The organism is Sorangium sp. So ce117 (assembly GCF_051524395.1).
GTDB lineage: Bacteria > Myxococcota_A > Polyangia > Polyangiales > Polyangiaceae > Sorangium > Sorangium cellulosum_B.
Genome location: NZ_CP150309.1, coordinates 2,112,123 through 2,128,511, shown reverse-complemented (window position 1 = coordinate 2,128,511; position 16,389 = coordinate 2,112,123). Strand labels below are relative to the sequence as shown.

Here is a 16,389-nt window from a genome sequence, read left to right as displayed (position 1 = left end):
TCGAGGCGTGGTGCGGTGGCCCCCACACGCGCGCCCCGGTAGCCGCGCCCGCGGGGACGATGGCGTCGTGATCCTCGCAATGCTGCTTGTTCACGGCCGCGGCCGCAGAGATCTGGCGGAAGAACAAGTACTTCGGCGCTTCCCCGGTGCCGCCCGAGCACCCGCGGATCCATGCGTGGAGGTCCCATCGAAAGGACCCGACATGCCATCATCGCTCTACTTGTCGACGCAGGCGGGGCGCCTCACCCGACGCCGGCCCCGCTCGGCGGCGCGACGGCCGCGTCTCCTCCATCGGCCTGGAGCGGCACGCGGGGGAACCACAGCGCCGCGATGAAGCCCGTGACGCCCATGGCCGCGATGATCCAGAACACCGTGGTCAGGCCGGCCGTGAGCGCCTCCCCGAGGTGCTGGAGGATCGACGGATCGAGGCCACGCGCCCCCTCCGCCGTCAGGAGCCGGCTCGCTGCGTCCGCGGGGATCGACGGGTCCTTCGCGAGCTGGGCCGTCAGGACGCCGCCCATGATGCCCACCGCCACGACGCCGCCGAGCAGCCGGGAGAACATCGTGCTCGCGGTGGCGATCCCCCGCTGATCCCACGCGACGCTGCTCTGCACCGCGATGAGCAGCGCGACGTTGGAGAGCCCCATGCCCACGCCGAAGACAAGCGTCGTCGCGCGGAGCATCAGCGGCGTGTCGTGCGCCCCGCCGAGCGCGAGCGCGAGCCCCGCCGTCGCCGTGACGCCGAGGCCGATCCAGATGAGCGGGCGGAACCCGACCCGGGGGATGAGCCGCCCGCCGATGGCGCTCGCGACCGGCCAGCCGATGAGCATCGGCGCGATGGCGCTGCCGGCGTCCGTCGGGGTGCCGCGGAGCACGCCCTGCACGAAGAGCGGCACGAACGTGATCGTGCCCATCATCGCGCCGCCGAGGATCGCGCCGGCCACGTTGGAGATGAGCATCACCGGGCGCCGGAAGAGCGGCAGCGGGATCATCGGCTCGGGGGCCCGGCGCTCGACCGCGAAGAACGCGGCGAACAGCGCCGCCGACGCGACCGCCGCGAGCAGCGTCGTCTCCCCGCCGAGCCTCCCCGTGGCGAGCAGCAGCGCGACAACGCCGGCGGACAGGAGCGCCGCCCCGAGGAAATCGAGATCGTGAGGCCGCTTTTCGATGCGCTCGTGGAACGACGTGGCCACGAGCGCGGCGGACGCAACGCCGAACGGGATGTTGATGTAGAAGACCCAGCGCCACGAGAAGTAGTGCACGATGAGCCCGCCCACCATCGGGCCGATGATGCCGAACAACCCCCAGGCGGCCCCGAAGACGCCCTGGATCCGCGCGCGCTCCTTGAGATCGAAGATGTCGCCCGAGATGGTCATCGCCATCGGCTGCATCGCCCCGGCGCCGGCCCCCTGGAGGGCGCGGAAGGCGATGAGCTGCGGCATCGTCTGCGCCAGGCCGCTCGCGATCGAGCCGAGCAGGAAGACGGCGATGCCGAAGAGCATGATCGGCTTGCGGCCGTAGATGTCCGACAGCTTGCCGCAGATGGGCACCAGCACCGACGAGGTGAGCAGGTAGGCGGTGGTGACCCAGGCGTACTGGTGAATCCCGCCGAGATCGCCGATCACCGTGGGCATGGCGGTGGCGACGACGGTCGATTCGAGGGCGGCCATCGCGAGGGCCAGGATCAGCCCGGCGACGGTGAGGGCGCGGTGCGTCTTGCGTTCTGGAGCCATGCAGGTGGTGGATGTGGTGTGGATGAGCCGGCGCGGCAAGCGGGACGCCGCGCCGTGCGTCGGGCTGCTGGTCCAGCTGGGCGACGAGCTGCGCGCTGCGCGGGACAGCGGTCGGCGACCGCTGTCGGGGCAAGATGTGCGTCAACGTCTTGTGCGGAGAGCTCGTCGCATGACGAGCGCCCGGGGGTGGGTCCCCTACAGGGGGCGGTGCGACCGGAGAGGCTTCAACCGCGCGGCTTCACGCGGCGAGCACCGACGACCGGGTCATCACCTGGCTCACGCCGTCCGTCTCGGGGTCGGCCACGGGGGTGCTCACGGGGTGCGCGAGGGCATAGCGCAAGAGCTCGTGTGTCCACGGCTCGAATATCGTGAACACCTCGTCCGCGAGCGCGATGTACCGCGCGCGCGTCTCGGCGTCGAGCGGGATGCGCGCGAGCTCGGCGTGGTCGGCGTTCACCGCGTGGCCCGACTCGCGCTCGAAATGGAACGGGCCGCAGTAGCGCAGCTGCGTGCCAAGGCGCTTCTCCAGGGCCTCCGCCAGGGGAAGCATCGTCCCGAAGAGCACGTTGCCGGTCTCTTCGATCGCTTCGATGATGACGAGCCGCTCGAGGCCCGTCGTGCCCTTGATGAGCGCGGTGAGCCGCGCGGTGAGGATCCGATTCTGTATCGTCTCCTCACCCCAGAGGAAGTTCAGCAGGTCCGTGGCCCGGCCCTCGACGTCGTGGCCGAGCTTGGACAGATCCTCCAGGTACCACGGCCAGTGATGGTCGTCCTCGCGTGTGTGGGCGTTGACCATCTCTTGGTATTTGTCCGCCGCGTGCTCCTCCCGTAGTACGAATTTGTTCAGATCACCGAAGCTCAGGATGAAGTACGCCATGCATGGATAGAACGCGAGCCGCTCGCTCGGATCGAGCCGTTCGTTACGCATGTGCTCGAACAGGGGTAGACGAGCGTATGCCTGCTTCTTCTCGAAGATGTGCCGCAAGACCTGCCGCATGAGCGATCTCCTTTTCGGCTGTGGGTGTCAGTTGGTTGAACAATCCCTCTGTTTGCGTGAACCAAGCGCCGTGAGCGCCTGAGGCCTCAAGACAAGATCACGGCGCACCGAGCATGGACGTTGCTGCTGGACCTCACCTCGGTTGAAATCCTGCGCCCCCCTCGCGCTGCATTTCAAGCGCGATCACTGGAATTTTCCACGAACCACCTCAGACGTTTCTGCAACGCTGTGGGGTGCGTCCAGCCGGTGCATGCACTGTAGCGCACGCCCGGTGTAAGTTGCACCCACAATCTTGGGATCACCATTCAAATTTGAAACGGCGGCCGGTGGGCGAACCGGCGCTGGGGTGCGATACGGCTTGCGACGTTCGCGATTGGCTGACGATTGATCCTGCGAGACGCCCGAGAACACGTGGCGACTCAATGGACCGAATGTGGAAGCGGGCCGCGGTCATTGCCTCGTCCCATGTCTCCCCCGCCTTCACATGGGGCGCATGTCGCGGCTCCCCGTGTTCTGGTGGGATGCTGGCTGGTCCCACACGCGCGTACCTGAACGATGGCGAGCCCGGTATCCACGGCGCCGACCGAGGACGGCCGCCGCGAAGGTGCAGCCAAACAGCTTGAATGCCGGCGGCCAAGGCATGTAGCTTGCCGGCTGTGCCGTGAAAGACCAACTCGACTCAGCTCTGATGGTGGAACCCGAGAGCCGCGCGGTCCCGAAGAGCGCGCCCATGCGGGCGGAGATCGTGCGGCTGGTCCGTGAGAAGCGCTACGAGGAGGCGCTGGCGGTGCTGTACCGGGCGCGCGCGGAGTCGCCCGGCGATCGCGAGCTGCAGGCGAGCATCGAGCGGATCAAAGAGTTCCTCGCCGGCGCCTACGCCAAGCGGCTCGGCGGCCTCGATCAGGTGGCGGGGCCCATCCCGGTGTCGGCGGGTCGCTCGCCCGACGCGCTCTTGGTGGCGCGGTACATCGACGGCGCCTCGACGTTCGACGACATCATTCAAATGTGCCCGCTCGGGCGGCTCCGCACGCTGCAGGTGCTGGTCGGCCTCTACACGGGGAGGGAGGTGGCGTCGCCGTTCAGCGACCGGCCGTCGGTCTCCTTCCGGCCGCAGCTGGACACGCTGCCGTCCGAGGCCGGCGCCGATCCGGGGCCGCCGACCATGCCGGCGCGCGGTCTGGAGCGGCGACCGCCGGAAGCTCCCCCCGCGAGCGCGCCGGTTCCCCCCGCGAGCGCGCCGTTCACGCCGCGGGTGTACGAGACCGAGGAGGATCGGCTCTACCGCGAGGCGTTCGCCCGCGGCACCGCCGCGTTCGTGCAGCGCCGCTACGACGCTGCGATCGAGGCGTTCGAGGCGTGCGCGCGCATGCGCCCGGGCGATACGGCGTCGTCGGTCATGCTGCGCCGAGTGCGGCGCGACACGGGAGGCTGATGGCCATCGTCGTGGTCGCCGTTCCCGATCTGCGCGAGCGCATGCGGTGCATCCGCGTCATCGCCGGGCAGGCGCCGGTGAGCGCCCTCGGCGCCGCGACCTGGGAGGAGCTCGATCAAGCCCTCGACGGCGTGCAGAGCGCGGAGCTCATCATCTATGCGCCGTCGCTCCCGGGTGGGCCGGAGGACGCCGTCGCGCAGCTCCTCCGCCGCACGGCGCGGCTGGTGCTCGCCGTCAACGATGGCGTGGAGGTCCCGGGAGCGGCGAGCACCACGCGGGTGACGTGGCCCATCGCCGAGGAGACGCTCATCCTCATGGCGCACGCCGCGGGCGCCCAGTCGGCGCCGATCGGGATGAACTTCGTGCCCGTCGACTTCTTGCAGATGATCTGCATGTCCGGCGAGTCGCACGTCCTCGTGGTCAGCAACACCAGCGCCGACGTGGGTCTGATCGAGGTGCGGCGCGGCCAGGTGTGGACGGCGTTCGATGGTCTCGGCGTCGGCGAGGAGGCGTTCGCGCGGCTCATCCGCCCCGAGATGCGGGTGCGCGTCACCCCGGCCGTCGGCTCGACGAAGGAGCGCACCATCTTCAAGGACCTGGCGGAGCTGGTGCTCGACTCGCTGCGCCGGATCGACGAAGGCAGCGTGGAGGTGCCGCCGCCGATCTCGTCGAGGCGGATCGAGATCGCGCTCATCTCGCCGGAGCAGCGCGCGGCCCGCATCAAGCAGCTCAACGCCGACGCGCGGCGCCTCTTGATGGAACGCAGCTACAGCGAGGCGGCCTGCGTCCTCATCGACCTCTCGACGCTCGACCCCGCATCCAGCCTCGTGCGCGCTAACCTGGAACAGCTACGCAAGCTCGGATACCCAAGATGACCCGATCCATCGCATTCGCCAGCCTCAAGGGCGGAGTCGGAAAGACCACCGTGGCGCTCAACTGCGCCTTCGCCTTCGCGCGCCGAGGCGCGCGGACCCTGCTCGTCGACACGGATCTGCAGGGCGCCATCGGCATGTCGCTCGACGGCGTCAGCGACCGGCCCGGCCTCGCCGCGAACCTCGCGCGAGGCGGCCCCCCGCTCGAGGGCTTGGTGAAGACCCGGCTCCCGGAGCTCTGCCTCTTGCCCATGGGCCCCGTCGACGCGCTCGATGAGGATCGCTTCGCCATCAACGCGCGCGAGGCCAACATCGTGGGGCGCATCCTGGAGCACAGCCAGCGCGACTTCGACCTCGTCCTCTTCGACACGCCGGCCGGGCTCGGCGGGATGTCGCGCATCGCGCTGGAGGAGGTGGACAGCGTCATCGCCGTCGCGCAGTGCGAGCCGCTCGCGCTGCGGGCCATGCCCCGGCTGCTCGAGCTCCTGGCGCGGCTCCGCGACATCGGCTCCGCCTGCTCCCTGCTCGGCGTGGTCGGCACCATGAGCTCGTTCCGCGATCCGGTGCTCTTGGCCTCGCTGGAGGAGCTGTGGTCCCTCTACCGCGATCAGGTCTTCGACACCGCGGTCCCGCGCGACAGCACGTTCCTCCAGGCGAGCCGCGCGGGCGTGCCGCTCGGTCTGCTCAGCCGCCGCCCTCCGGCGGTCTCCGCGGTGTTCGACAAGCTGGTGGCCGAGATCGAGGAGCGCCTGGGCTCCAATGCAGGAGGCGAGGATGACGGTCCGATCCGTCTCGTGGACTGACGCGCAGCGGGTGACCTCGCTCCTCGCGCGGGTGACCACGACGCGGTCGCGGGAGCCCGCGACGCTCGTGACCGCCATGGGGGCAGCGCGCGCCGGCGCGCCGGGGAAGGCCGCGCCCGTGCCGGCGAAGGCCGCGCCCAAGGAGGTGAAGGAGGTGAAGGAGGTGAAGGAGGTGCCGCGCCTCGTTCAGACCTCCGACAACCCGGCCGATCGGCTCGACGTGCTCGTCGCCTGGACGCTCGATCACCATCCGTGCGTGGGCGCCTTCGTGGCCGACGACAACGGCCTCACGCTGGCGGCGCACGGCATCTCCGAGGCGCACGTGTCCCTCGTGGGGCCGCTGCTCTCGGCGCTGGTCGGCGTCCGCTCCATCCCCGGCGTCGACGCCACGGCGGGCGCGCTCTGGCTGGGCGCGCAGATGATGTCCTGGGTCGAGGCGCGCACGGCGCGCGGCGGCTTCTGCCTCGGCACCGTGGGCAACGAGGCTCTCTCCACGCGGTCGTTCGAGCAGCTGAAGGAGGCGCTCGAGACGACCTTGCGCGGGCTGTAGTACATCCGGTTCTTCAATGCGGGCGCGCGCGCCCAGGAGCGACGGAAGCACGATGATCGATACCAAAGTCCTCGACGCCGCAGTCCATGATCTCCGCAACATCCTCCGCGACGGGCTGCTGGCCACCGACATCTGGGAACGTACGGCGGGCCTGTCGCTCGCCGGCTTCAACCAGCAACCGGTGGCGGTGGCCCTCTTCACGCGCATCACCGAGGAGCTGGACAGCTCGCTGCGCGACTCGAACTTCCCTCCGCTAGGGCGGTATTACCTGCTCGACATGGCGGGCAACCACACCGTGGTGGTGGTCAACCACGGGAAGCTGCTCCAGGGCATGCTGGTGGACAACAAGCGGGCGAACCTGGGGATCCTCATCTCCGTCGCCATCCCGCGCATGATCGAGACCATTGCGCACGCGAGCGAGCGCTGAGCTGCTCGGCACCCCTCACCCGCCTCGGCGCCGCTGCCTGGAAGAGCGACGCTCTATCAACAACTTATTCAAAGGGACCTCCTTCACGTCGACTGGGACACCACGCTCGCCGAGGCGCTCCCCTGGGCCGCCGAGCCGGGCAAGGAGTACATCAAGCCCGCCGCGCGCAAGAACGTGACGCTGCGGCAGCTCGTCGCGCACCGCTCTGGCATCGCCTGCAGCTACGAGGTGGGCGACACCACGGTCGACAACCAGCTGTACAGCCAACCCCGATTACAGCGCCGCCTGGAAGAGCAAGACGCACCAGCAGGTGCTGAAGGAGTACGTGCGGGGGCCTTCCATCCCCGTCGGCGGGAACGCCACGGGGCTCCTCGCGGACTGCACCGGTTGAATCGCGTCACGCCGATCGCAAGCGGTCGCCCCGCACAGCGAAAGAAATGCCGCGTAACCATGCCGTTGCCAGGAATCGTCACGACGTTCTGGGCGCGCTCTGCGCGATCTCGCTCCTCGGAGCGGCCTGCGGGAGCACCGCCAGAAACCAGCTGGCCGGCGGCCCCGGGGGGATCGCGTCGGCGCCTGACGCGACGCTGGCCACCACCGCCGCGGGAGGCCCGCTCCTCGCCTTCGTGAGCGGCAAGGAGGGGAAGATCCGCGTCTACTCGGTCGACGAGCGCAGCGGCGGGTTGGCGCTGCTCCAGACCAACGCCGCGGAGGGGCTGCCGTCTTTCCTGGCCGTGGATCCGGCGCGGGCCCTGCTGTTCGCCGTGGACGAGGACAATGCCCTGATCCGCTCGTTCGAGCTGGACGCGGAGAGCGGCGTCCTCACCGCGATCAACGCGGTCAGCGCACAGGGCGACGGCCCAGCCCACCTGTCGCTCTCCACGGCCGGTGACTGGCTGCTGGTCGCCAATTACGAGGGCGGCAGCGTATCGGTGATCCCTGTGGCGCGGAACGGGGCGCTGGGCAACGCGACCGATACCGAGAGCCCGGGCGCGAAAGCCCACATGGCGATCACCGATCAGAGCGGCGCCTATGCCTTCGTGCCCTGCCTGGGCGCCGACCTGATCGCACAGTATGCGTTCGACAGCATCCAGGGCCTGCTCGAGCCCAACGCGGTCCCGAGCGCGGGCCTCCCGGCAAACTCCGGTCCGCGGCACCTCGCGTTTCATCCGCAGGGGGCGGTCGCCTTCGGGATCAACGAGACCGCGAGCACGATCACATCGTTTCGATTCGATCGAGCCTCGGGCCGGCTGACGCCCATCGCGACGGCCTCGACGCTGCCCGAGGGGTACTCGGGACGAAACACCGGGGCCGAGATCGCCGTGCACCCGACCGGCAGGTTCGTCTACGGTTCCAATCGCGGGCGCGATAGCATCGCCGTCTTCTCGGTCGACGCTTCGTCCGGGAAGCTCTCGCCGCTCGCCGATGTGCCGTCAGGGCACGGCGACGGCCCGCACACTCCGCGCAGCTTCGTGCTGTCGCCAGACGGCCATCTCCTCTACGCCGCCAACCAGAGATCCGGTCAGCTCGTCGCATTCCGTATCGAGGCCGACGGCAAGCTTGCGTCGCTCGGCGTCAAGGCGCGGGCGCCGGGCGCCACGTATGTCGGTTTGTTCCGCTTCCCGGCCCACCGCCGGCCGGCGCCACGATAGAGATCGACCTCCGGGAGGAGCTACCTCATGATCGCGCGCCGTCCGAGGGTTCAATGGCCTCGCCGCCTGCGGTGCGCCCTGCTGTGGGCGGCCTTCGTCCTGACCAGCGCTTGGCGGCCGCCGACCCGACCTCGCCCGTGGACCGGCCGCCAGACGCGCCGGCGCCGACGCCGACGCAAGATGCCATCGCGCGATGCCTCGCGCGGTGTTCCGCTACAAGTGGCCGCGCGAGGCGATCAAGGCCGTCATGACGGCCTATCAGCGCTGGTCGCCGGCTCTCCCGCCGGAGGCGAACGCCATGATGGTGGTGAGCTCCAGCGGCGTATCCGTCAGGTGACGCGGGCACGAACCATGACGACGCCATGGCCTGGATGACGGCGTTCGGTGACAAGCTGCGGCCGTACGCGTCCAGGTTCGCCGTGCCGAACTACATCGACGCCGACCAGAAGGACTGGCCGACCGCCTGCTACGGGAGCAACCTGGCGCGGCTTGTCGCCGTGAAGCAGAAATACGACCCGCAGAACGTCTTCCGTTTCGCCCAGAGCATCCCGACGCGCTCTCCCTGAGGGGTGGTGTCGACTTTGCCCGAGAAAGATCACAGGGAGACGGGGAGACAGGGAGATTTACCGAGTTTTTCTCCCTGACTCCCCGTCTCCCTGTTCAAATTGGACCAGTCCCCCTGCGGTGGCGCTGCAAACGGGCAGCTCGGCGACATGAGCCACCGGACCAGCACGACCTTGCATCGAAGGGCTGCCGGCGTGCGCGCATCGGACCGCGCGCATCCGCCCGAGCTCGTCCCTGTCGCCGGTCGCTCGCGTGGGCTCGCGCCGGAGCGGCAGCCAGCGCCGCGCACATCTACCGATCGGGCGACAGCGTCGTCATAACGACCCAATCCACCGCTTACCGCCGGCTCGCGCTTCCGCCGCCGAGCGAAGGGCGTCGAGCGGAGCATGGAGCGAGAAAGCAGCATGTCTGGAAAGGAAGCCTGCTCGAAGGAAACTACCTGACCCCGCTCATGGGCCGCCTTGGTCTGCTCCACCGGCGCGCGGAGCTCGACGGCCGGGTCGACGACGTGCGCGACGCCGACCGGGCGACCGAGTCGGTCGCCCGGCTCGGCCAGCTCATCTCGGAGCACGCCCACGTCGACGTCGTCGACCGCGGATCCGGCGTGCCGCCGGAGATCCTTCCCCGCATCTTCGACCGCTTCGTCACGGACGGCCATGCGTCCGGGATGGGCCTCGGGCTGTACCTGGCGAGCAGGATCGCCGCCGCCCACGGGGCCACGTTGGCCGTGAGCTCCCCTCCTGGAAACGGCGCGACGTTCCGACTGAGCTTGCCTGCGAGCGGACCGCCCGCTCGCGGGGACGACCTGTGATCCCGCTGCGGTAGCGGCGCAAACGCGCCTCGCGCCTGCGAGCGCGGCGCTCCGGCCGCGGTGGCGGGCGCCGCCGGCTCGGCTACACCGCGCGGATGCTCCGCCGGCTCCGCGAATGGCTCGACCGCGCGCTCTCGCCCCGCGCGCCCGCGCCCCCCGATCTCGCGGGGCTCGACGCGCCCGGGGCCGGGCCCCCCGACGGAGCGCCCGAGCCGCCCGGCGGCGACGACGTCGTGGTCATGCCGATCGAGGACGCGATCGACCTGCACACGTTCGCCCCGCGCGACGTCGCCTCCGTGGTCGAGGAGTACCTGCACGAGGCGCAGCTGCGCGGGTTCCGCGAGGTGCGCGTCATCCACGGCCGCGGCAAGGGCGTGCAGCGCCGCGTCGTCCGGGCCGTCCTCTCGCGCCACCCGGCCGTGGACGGCTTCCGCGACGCCCCGGCCTCCCGCGGCGGGTGGGGGGCCACCGTCGTGTGGCTCAAGCCGGCGGGCGGCGACCTCTCGCCCTGAGCCGCCGGCAGGGCCGCCTCTGGACGAGCACAGGCCCACGCGTAAGATGGCGCGCATGCCGCGCCCCCCCGCCACGCCCGACGACCCCGGCCCGCCGAGCCTCGCGGCCTCCACGGAGCCCCGCATGGCGAAGGGCGAGGTGCTCGCGGTGCCCCGGATCGAGCTGTGCGTCGAGCGCGAGGCGGGCAAGCCCGCGAGCCGGGTCATGGTGCTCGACGGCGATTTCATCCGCATCGGCTCCCACCCGAGCAACGACCTGGTGCTCGCCGACCGCGCCGTCTCCCGCTTCCACTGCATCCTCGAGCGCGTGAAGTCCACGTTCCGGCTGACGGACGTCGGCTCGCTCAACGGGACGACCATCGCCGGCGTCCGCGTGCGGGACGCCGACGCCATCCTGCCGGAGTGCCGCATCGAGCTCGGCGAGTCGGTCGTGCGCATCCGCGACGCCGACGCCGTCGCCGAGACCGAGCTCGCGCGCGCGGTCAGCTTCGGGGCGCTCCAGGGCGTGTCGGTCCCCATGCGGCGCCTCTTCCCCGTCCTCGATCGCGTGGCGAAGAGCGCGCCCGACGTGCTGATCGAGGGCGAGAACGGCACGGGCAAGGAGGTCATCGCCACCGAGCTCGTCCAGCGCGGCGCCCGCGCCGACAAGCCGCTCGTCATCGTCGACTGCGGCGCCATCTCGCCGAGCCTCATCGAGAGCGAGCTGTTCGGCCACGTGCGCGGCTCCTTCACGGGCGCCACGCGCGACCGCGCCGGCGCCTTCGAGGAGGCCGACGGCGGCACCGTCTTCCTCGACGAGATCGGCGAGCTGCCGCTGGAGATGCAGCCGAAGCTCCTCCGCGCCCTCGCCTCGCGCGAGGTGCGCAGGCTCGGCGAGAGCCGGGTGCGCAAGGTCGATATCCGGGTGATCGCCGCCACGAACCGGCGCCTGGAGCGCGAGGTGAACAGCGGCAGGTTCCGCGAGGACCTCTATTACCGCCTCTCGGTGCTCACCGTGCGCGTCCCGCCGCTGCGGGAGCGCAAGGAGGACATCGGCCTCCTCGTCCACTGCTTCCTGAACGAGCTCGGCGCCGTCGACAAGGTGCACCTCTTCTCCCCCGAGGTCATCGAGGACATGAAGCGTTACGACTGGCCCGGCAACGTCCGAGAGCTGAGGAACTACGTCGAGCGCCGCGTCGTGCTCGGCGAGGGCGCCGCCATGGGGGCGGCGCCGCCCGAGCGCAGCCCCGCGCCGCCGGGCGCCGCGCCGCCGGGCGCCGCGCCCGAGGAGCCCGCCGCGAACATCGAGATGCCCTTCAAGGAGGCGAAGGACGCGATCATCGACCAGTTCGAGCGGCGCTACCTCGCCGCCCTGCTGGCGTGGTCGAACGGCAACGTGAGCCGCGCCGCGCGCAAAGCAGGGCTCGACCGGATGTACCTCCACCGCCTCCTCCAGCGCCACGGGCTGCGCCGCGCCGCCGCCCTCGACTAAGCGAGCCGGGCATGCCGGGTCACATCGGGGCCAGCCCGAAGCCGCCACCCCTGCGATAGAAAAGGGCGCAGCGGTGCTGCACATGTCACAGTCGCGTCGCAATGGCGCGATCCGTCCGTGTGCGCAACCTCGCAAAATCTCTGAATATTTCAGAAACCGATCTGCTCCTCTGGCTCGCGGAGCATGCGCCAGCGACGGAGCTCCGCCACCCTGCGGACTTCCTCCCGGCGGAGCTCGCGGGCCGGGCGCAGCAGGCGCTCGGTCGCTCCCCGCCGTCGGCGCCGGCGGAGGAGCGGGTCGAGCGCCGCTGCGCCGAGTGCGCGAAGCTGCCGCCGAAGGCCGGGCTCCGCGTGGTCGAGGTCGGCGCCGACGCCGTCTGCGACCTGTGCGGCAGGTCGGCGAACAAGCGGGCAGCGCTCGCGATGATCGGCGCGTTCCACGCGCGCGGGCTGCGGAGGCTGCTCGTGGTCGGCGGCGGGCCAGGCACGTCCGAGGACCTGCGGCAGCTGCTCGCAGGCGAGGTCGAGATCCGCATCGTGGACGGAGAGGGTCACCGCAATGCGACGAAGGCCGACGCCGATCTCCGCTGGGCGGACGTCGTCGCGGTCTGGAGCTCGACGATCCTCTCCCACAAGGTGTCGAAGCTCTACACCGATCAGCGCGCCAGCTTCCGCGAGAAGCTCGTGACCGTCCCGCGGCGCGGCGTGGCCGCGCTGTGCATGGCCGTCACCGAGAAGGTGAGCGCGCCGGCGGGATGAGCGGCGCCCGGCCTCCCCGGCCGCCTTCCGCCGGGCGGCGCCTCACCCTTGCTCGGGGCGGTTGTTCGGTAAGCGCGAGCGCTCACGCGGGGCGGCTGCTCAGCCGCACCCGGCGGAAGGTGCGCCGCGCGTGGGGCACCCAGCCCTGGAAGTGCCAGCGCGCGGCCATGACCAGCCCGCGGACCCACTCGTCGGCGGCGTAGGCGACCCAGACGCCGGCGAGCCCCCAGCCGAGGTGGACGCCGAGCAGCCAGGACAGCCCGACGGCCACGGCGAACATCGAGAAGACGCCGAACCCGACAGGGAAGCGGGCGTCGCCGGTCGCGCGGAGCCCGTTGATGACGACCAGGTTGAGCGTGCGGCCCGGCTCGACGAGGAGGGTCAGCCAGAGCAGCCGGGAGCCGGTGGCGATCACCTCGGGATCGCGCGAGAAGAGGCCGAGCAGGTGGGGGCCGAGCAGCGCGGTGGCGATCACCAGGCTCACGCACACGCAGAACCCGATCGCCAGGCCGCTGCGCACCAGGCGATCGGCGCCCTGCAGATCGCCGGCGCCGATGTGGTGCCCGACAACGATCTCGGTCCCGAAGCCGATCGCCATGCCGAACAGCAGCAGGAAGTGCATGATCTGCATCGTGTACGTATGGGTGGTGAGCGCCGTCTGCCCCATGTTGGCGACCATCGCGAGGATGATCATGAAGCTGATGCGATAGACCACGTTCTCGCCCGCCCCCGGCAGGCCGATGTGCAGCATCTCGCGGAGGCGGTCGGGGCGAATGCGCCAGAAATCCTCGAAGGTCGGGCGGATCCCGAGGCGCGAGATCCAGAGCTGCCGGTGCATCCAGAACGAGAGCGCGCGCCCGACCACCGCGGCGACCGCGAGCCCCATCATGCCGAGCCCCGGAGCCCCGGCGACACCGAACATGAGCGGCAGGCTGAGCGCGAGCTGCACGATGTACATGACGACGATGAGGCGCAGCGTGTCGCGGGTGTAGGTGTGCGCGCGCAGCACCGAGCCCATCGAGAAATTCACCGCGTCGAACGCCAGCATCACGCCGACGGCGATCAGATAAGGCTCCGCGATCGGGAACAGGGAAGGCGGCAGGCGCATCAGCTCGAGGAGCGGCCTCGCGCCGATCGCGATGACGACGAAGCTGAAGACGCCGAGCCAGAGATTGGCCGCGAGCGACGCCCGCGCGACATGCTCCGCCCCGGCGCGGTCCCGCGCGCCGAGATACTGGGTGACCACCACGCTCGCGCCGACGCTGACGAAGCGAAAGGTGATCATGAAGGTCAACATGATCTGGTTGGACAGCCCGTACGCGGCGGCGGCCTCGTCCGAGAGGCGGCTGACCAGCCATACGCCGAACACGCCGACGAGCATGTGCAGCAGGTTCTCGCTGAAGATGGGCCAGGTGATCTCCAGCAAACGAGGGCGAGGGAGAGCGGGTGCAGGTAGGACCGATTGCAAAGCGCCGCATCCTACTCTGCCGAGGGGCACCTCGCCATGACGGAACACGGCCACACGAGCGCGGTCTCGCGGTCTCGCGGTCTCGCGCGCGGCCGCGGGGCGCGGGGCGCGGGGCGCGGGGCGCGGTGGTACGCGGAACGAAGGTTGGTGCCGCTGTCGCCTATCTCCTCACGGTCCGCTCGATCGCACGGAAACCTAGCGAGGCAGAGCGAAGCCGAGCGAAACCGAGCGAATGACACCGACTGCCCCGCGCCGCCCCCGGCGGCGCAGACGGAGAGGAAAGCTTCCGTCAACGCACGCAAGAGCGTGTTCTCGCTCGCATCCTTGCATGGTTGTCCCTTCCCGTATCCCCGCGGTTCGATTACTCTTGGAATGGGCGGAGCAGGGCACACTCGTCCTTCTGCGCCTGGAGGATCAAATGGGGATAGTGCACGGCAGCGCCCGATGGCTCCTGGCCGCGGCGGCCATGGCGCCGGCTGTCGCTGGCGGATGCTCCTGCGGCGATTCCGGCGGGACGATCGGCGCCACCTCCGGCGGCGGAGCCGACCAGAGCGCGGGGGGTGGCGGCTCCGGGGGAATCCCCTTCCTGGCGGGGAGCGGCGGGTCAGGGGTCACGAGCGGCGGGTGCGAAGGGCTCGAGTGCCAGCAGATCGCCTGTCCAGGCGGCGGCACGACCACCGTGAGCGGCACCGTGTACGAGCCCGCGGGCAAACTCCCGCTGTACAACGTCACGGTGTACGTCCCGAACAGGGAGCTTGAGCCCATCACCGACGGGGCGAGCTGCGATCGGTGCGATGTGACGCTCTCCGGCGATCCGATCGCGACCGCGCTGACGGACACGAACGGGCGCTTCGTGCTGGAGAACGTGCCCGTCGGGGTGGATATCCCGCTGGTCGTCCAGCTCGGCAAATGGCGGCGCCAGATCACGCTGCCGAAGGTCGAGGGGTGCGTCGACAACCCGACCGTGGACAGGACGGTCCGCCTGCCGCGCAGCAAGGCAGAGGGCCACCTCCCGAAGATCGCGCTGACGACCGGCGGCTCGGACGTGCTGGAGTGCCTGCTGTACAAGATGGGAATCGACGCGTCGGAGTTCACGCCGGAGGCGGGCGACGGGCGGGTGAACCTGTTCGCCGGGCGCGCCATCGAGGGCGACAGCGCGACGAGCAGGTATCGAGACGGCCTGAACGACGGCGCCCCCTTCTCCCTCGCGCGGGAGTTCTGGGGCTCTCTCGACGACCTGCGTCGATACGACATGGTGATCCTGTCGTGCGAAGGCTCCGAGTTCCGGGACGACAAGCCGGAGGCCGCGCTGCGAGCGATGTTCGACTACGCCTCCGCGGGAGGCCGCGTGTTCGCGTCGCACTGGCACAACACCTGGCTCCGGCTCGGGCCGGAGCGGTTCCCGGAGACGGCGGAATGGGACGAGGAGAGCGATCCCGACGACGGGCTCCCCGTGCTCGTCGACACGACGTTCCCGAAGGGCCTGGCGCTCCGGGACTGGCTCGCCAACGTGGGCGCGTCGACCGTGCCCGGGCAGATCGAGATCGACGATCCGCAGCACTGGGTCGACTCGGTGAACGAGGAGATCGCGACGCGGTGGCTCTACAACGAGGCCAACACCGATTTCGACGCGCCCGCGGGGGTCAAATACTTCACGTTCAACACGCCCATCGGCGCGCCGGAAGAAGCGCAGTGCGGCAGGTTCGTGTACACGGACATCCACGTTGCGGCGAGCGACGTCGCCGGGGCGCCGTTCCCGAGCGGCTGTGAAGACCGCGACGGGGAGATGCATGAGCTGACCGCCCAGGAGAAGGCGCTGCTCTTCATGCTGTTCGACCTGTCCGCCTGCATCGCGCCGGACGACGAGCCGCCGCCAGTGCCGGTGCCGACGTGACGAGCGCCTCGACGGCGCGGCGAGACGAACCGGGCGCGGCGCTGGACGCTTGACATCCCGGGGGCGCTCGCTCGCAATTTCCTGAGCGATATTGACGCTCTGCGCATGGATAGGCGGTTGCCCAGGGTGGTCACCCGACCACCAAGGGGAACACTGTAGCCTGCGTGGACCTGCGCGGCACAGCCCCCGCGCCCAGACCAGAGACGCAGCGCATCAGCGTCCGTTCCACGGGCTCCACCAACTGGCATATTTTTTGCGGACTCTCTGTTGCCTGCACACCACAGCTCCCTCAGATCGGCGCCCGTGAAGGCTTCGCCTCACGGTCTCGCTGGAGACCACCGGCCGCAGTTGTCCCCTGCGCGCACCAACACTGTATTTTGCCATACAAACAGCGTGGATTTTATGCCTCGATCAGAGGCACGCAGAGGGCTTGCCATGGCGCTGA

At 70.2% G+C, this 16,389-nt stretch carries 16 protein-coding genes; 13 read left to right on the top strand and 3 right to left on the bottom strand.

Annotated features, from left to right (window positions below; all coding sequences use genetic code 11):
* Nucleotides 1-242: 242 nt before the first annotated feature.
* Together WMF46_RS08065 and WMF46_RS08060 are read right to left on the bottom strand one after the other, a co-directional pair.
* Nucleotides 243-1,733 (bottom strand): MDR family MFS transporter, encoded by a 1,491-nt coding sequence (locus WMF46_RS08065; RefSeq protein ID WP_437985085.1) that lies wholly within the window; start codon nucleotides 1,731-1,733, stop codon nucleotides 243-245.
* Nucleotides 1,734-1,971: 238 nt separating this feature from the next.
* Nucleotides 1,972-2,730, bottom strand: a complete 759-nt coding sequence (locus WMF46_RS08060) for a hypothetical protein (protein WP_437985084.1) — start codon at nucleotides 2,728-2,730, stop codon at nucleotides 1,972-1,974.
* Between the two features lie 730 nt (nucleotides 2,731-3,460).
* Between WMF46_RS08060 and WMF46_RS08055 the strand changes: the two genes are divergently transcribed.
* From WMF46_RS08055 to WMF46_RS08000, 12 genes are all read left to right on the top strand, one after another.
* Nucleotides 3,461-4,162: a TRP-like protein gene (locus WMF46_RS08055; protein ID WP_437985083.1), complete on the top strand. Its 702-nt coding sequence runs from the start codon at nucleotides 3,461-3,463 to the stop codon at nucleotides 4,160-4,162.
* Nucleotides 4,162-5,037, top strand: a complete 876-nt coding sequence (locus WMF46_RS08050) for a DUF4388 domain-containing protein (RefSeq protein ID WP_437985082.1) — start codon at nucleotides 4,162-4,164, stop codon at nucleotides 5,035-5,037. Before WMF46_RS08055 ends, WMF46_RS08050 begins: the two co-directional genes overlap by 1 nt.
* The gene (locus tag WMF46_RS08045; RefSeq protein WP_437550767.1) at nucleotides 5,034-5,837 is read left to right on the top strand and encodes a ParA family protein; all 804 of its coding nucleotides are present in this window, start codon (nucleotides 5,034-5,036) and stop codon (nucleotides 5,835-5,837) included. Before WMF46_RS08050 ends, WMF46_RS08045 begins: the two co-directional genes overlap by 4 nt.
* A complete protein-coding gene (locus tag WMF46_RS08040; protein WP_437985081.1) occupies nucleotides 5,809-6,387 on the top strand; it encodes a hypothetical protein in 579 nt (192 codons plus the stop codon). The genes WMF46_RS08045 and WMF46_RS08040 overlap by 29 nt, the downstream gene beginning before the upstream one ends.
* A gap of 52 nt (nucleotides 6,388-6,439) precedes the next feature.
* Nucleotides 6,440-6,814 carry a hypothetical protein gene (locus WMF46_RS08035; protein WP_437985080.1) on the top strand — a complete coding sequence of 125 codons (375 nt, stop codon included), beginning with the start codon at nucleotides 6,440-6,442 and terminating at the stop codon, nucleotides 6,812-6,814.
* 437 nt (nucleotides 6,815-7,251) lie between these two features.
* Nucleotides 7,252-8,466, top strand: a complete 1,215-nt coding sequence (locus WMF46_RS08030) for a lactonase family protein (RefSeq protein WP_437985079.1) — start codon at nucleotides 7,252-7,254, stop codon at nucleotides 8,464-8,466.
* A gap of 193 nt (nucleotides 8,467-8,659) precedes the next feature.
* Nucleotides 8,660-8,803 (top strand): hypothetical protein, encoded by a 144-nt coding sequence (locus WMF46_RS08025; protein ID WP_437985078.1) that lies wholly within the window; start codon nucleotides 8,660-8,662, stop codon nucleotides 8,801-8,803.
* Between the two features lie 25 nt (nucleotides 8,804-8,828).
* Nucleotides 8,829-9,032: a BBE domain-containing protein gene (locus WMF46_RS08020; protein WP_437985077.1), complete on the top strand. Its 204-nt coding sequence runs from the start codon at nucleotides 8,829-8,831 to the stop codon at nucleotides 9,030-9,032.
* Between the two features lie 449 nt (nucleotides 9,033-9,481).
* A complete protein-coding gene (locus WMF46_RS08015) occupies nucleotides 9,482-9,841 on the top strand; it encodes a sensor histidine kinase (RefSeq protein WP_437985076.1) in 360 nt (119 codons plus the stop codon).
* Between the two features lie 95 nt (nucleotides 9,842-9,936).
* Entirely contained in the window at nucleotides 9,937-10,353 is a 417-nt protein-coding gene (locus WMF46_RS08010) for a Smr/MutS family protein (RefSeq protein ID WP_437985075.1), read from the top strand.
* Nucleotides 10,354-10,408: 55 nt separating this feature from the next.
* Complete coding sequence (locus WMF46_RS08005; RefSeq protein ID WP_437907888.1) at nucleotides 10,409-11,824, top strand: sigma 54-interacting transcriptional regulator; 1,416 nt, start codon at nucleotides 10,409-10,411, stop codon at nucleotides 11,822-11,824.
* Nucleotides 11,825-11,943: 119 nt separating this feature from the next.
* Nucleotides 11,944-12,582, top strand: coding sequence for a hypothetical protein (locus WMF46_RS08000; RefSeq protein ID WP_437985074.1), 639 nt, complete (start codon nucleotides 11,944-11,946; stop codon nucleotides 12,580-12,582).
* 82 nt (nucleotides 12,583-12,664) lie between these two features.
* Here the strand turns inward: WMF46_RS08000 and WMF46_RS07995 are convergent, their stop codons facing one another.
* Nucleotides 12,665-14,050: an MATE family efflux transporter gene (locus WMF46_RS07995; protein WP_437985073.1), complete on the bottom strand. Its 1,386-nt coding sequence runs from the start codon at nucleotides 14,048-14,050 to the stop codon at nucleotides 12,665-12,667.
* Between the two features lie 418 nt (nucleotides 14,051-14,468).
* Between WMF46_RS07995 and WMF46_RS07990 the strand changes: the two genes are divergently transcribed.
* Nucleotides 14,469-15,944, top strand: coding sequence for a carboxypeptidase regulatory-like domain-containing protein (locus WMF46_RS07990; RefSeq protein WP_437985072.1), 1,476 nt, complete (start codon nucleotides 14,469-14,471; stop codon nucleotides 15,942-15,944).
* The last annotated feature ends 445 nt before the right edge of the window (nucleotides 15,945-16,389 follow it).

What these genes read in the sequence shown, in the direction of transcription:
- WMF46_RS08065 (WP_437985085.1), bottom strand. Translation starts at nt 1,733, where the DNA reads ATGGCTCCAGAACGCAAGACGCACCGCGCCCTCACCGTCGCCGGGCTG.
- WMF46_RS08060 (WP_437985084.1), bottom strand. Translation starts at nt 2,730, where the DNA reads ATGCGGCAGGTCTTGCGGCACATCTTCGAGAAGAAGCAGGCATACGCT.
- WMF46_RS08055 (WP_437985083.1), top strand. Translation starts at nt 3,461, where the DNA reads ATGCGGGCGGAGATCGTGCGGCTGGTCCGTGAGAAGCGCTACGAGGAG.
- WMF46_RS08050 (WP_437985082.1), top strand. Translation starts at nt 4,162, where the DNA reads ATGGCCATCGTCGTGGTCGCCGTTCCCGATCTGCGCGAGCGCATGCGG.
- WMF46_RS08045 (WP_437550767.1), top strand. Translation starts at nt 5,034, where the DNA reads ATGACCCGATCCATCGCATTCGCCAGCCTCAAGGGCGGAGTCGGAAAG.
- WMF46_RS08040 (WP_437985081.1), top strand. Translation starts at nt 5,809, where the DNA reads ATGACGGTCCGATCCGTCTCGTGGACTGACGCGCAGCGGGTGACCTCG.
- WMF46_RS08035 (WP_437985080.1), top strand. Translation starts at nt 6,440, where the DNA reads ATGATCGATACCAAAGTCCTCGACGCCGCAGTCCATGATCTCCGCAAC.
- WMF46_RS08030 (WP_437985079.1), top strand. Translation starts at nt 7,252, where the DNA reads ATGCCGCGTAACCATGCCGTTGCCAGGAATCGTCACGACGTTCTGGGC.
- WMF46_RS08025 (WP_437985078.1), top strand. Translation starts at nt 8,660, where the DNA reads ATGCCTCGCGCGGTGTTCCGCTACAAGTGGCCGCGCGAGGCGATCAAG.
- WMF46_RS08020 (WP_437985077.1), top strand. Translation starts at nt 8,829, where the DNA reads ATGGCCTGGATGACGGCGTTCGGTGACAAGCTGCGGCCGTACGCGTCC.
- WMF46_RS08015 (WP_437985076.1), top strand. Translation starts at nt 9,482, where the DNA reads ATGGGCCGCCTTGGTCTGCTCCACCGGCGCGCGGAGCTCGACGGCCGG.
- WMF46_RS08010 (WP_437985075.1), top strand. Translation starts at nt 9,937, where the DNA reads ATGCTCCGCCGGCTCCGCGAATGGCTCGACCGCGCGCTCTCGCCCCGC.
- WMF46_RS08005 (WP_437907888.1), top strand. Translation starts at nt 10,409, where the DNA reads ATGCCGCGCCCCCCCGCCACGCCCGACGACCCCGGCCCGCCGAGCCTC.
- WMF46_RS07990 (WP_437985072.1), top strand. Translation starts at nt 14,469, where the DNA reads ATGGGGATAGTGCACGGCAGCGCCCGATGGCTCCTGGCCGCGGCGGCC.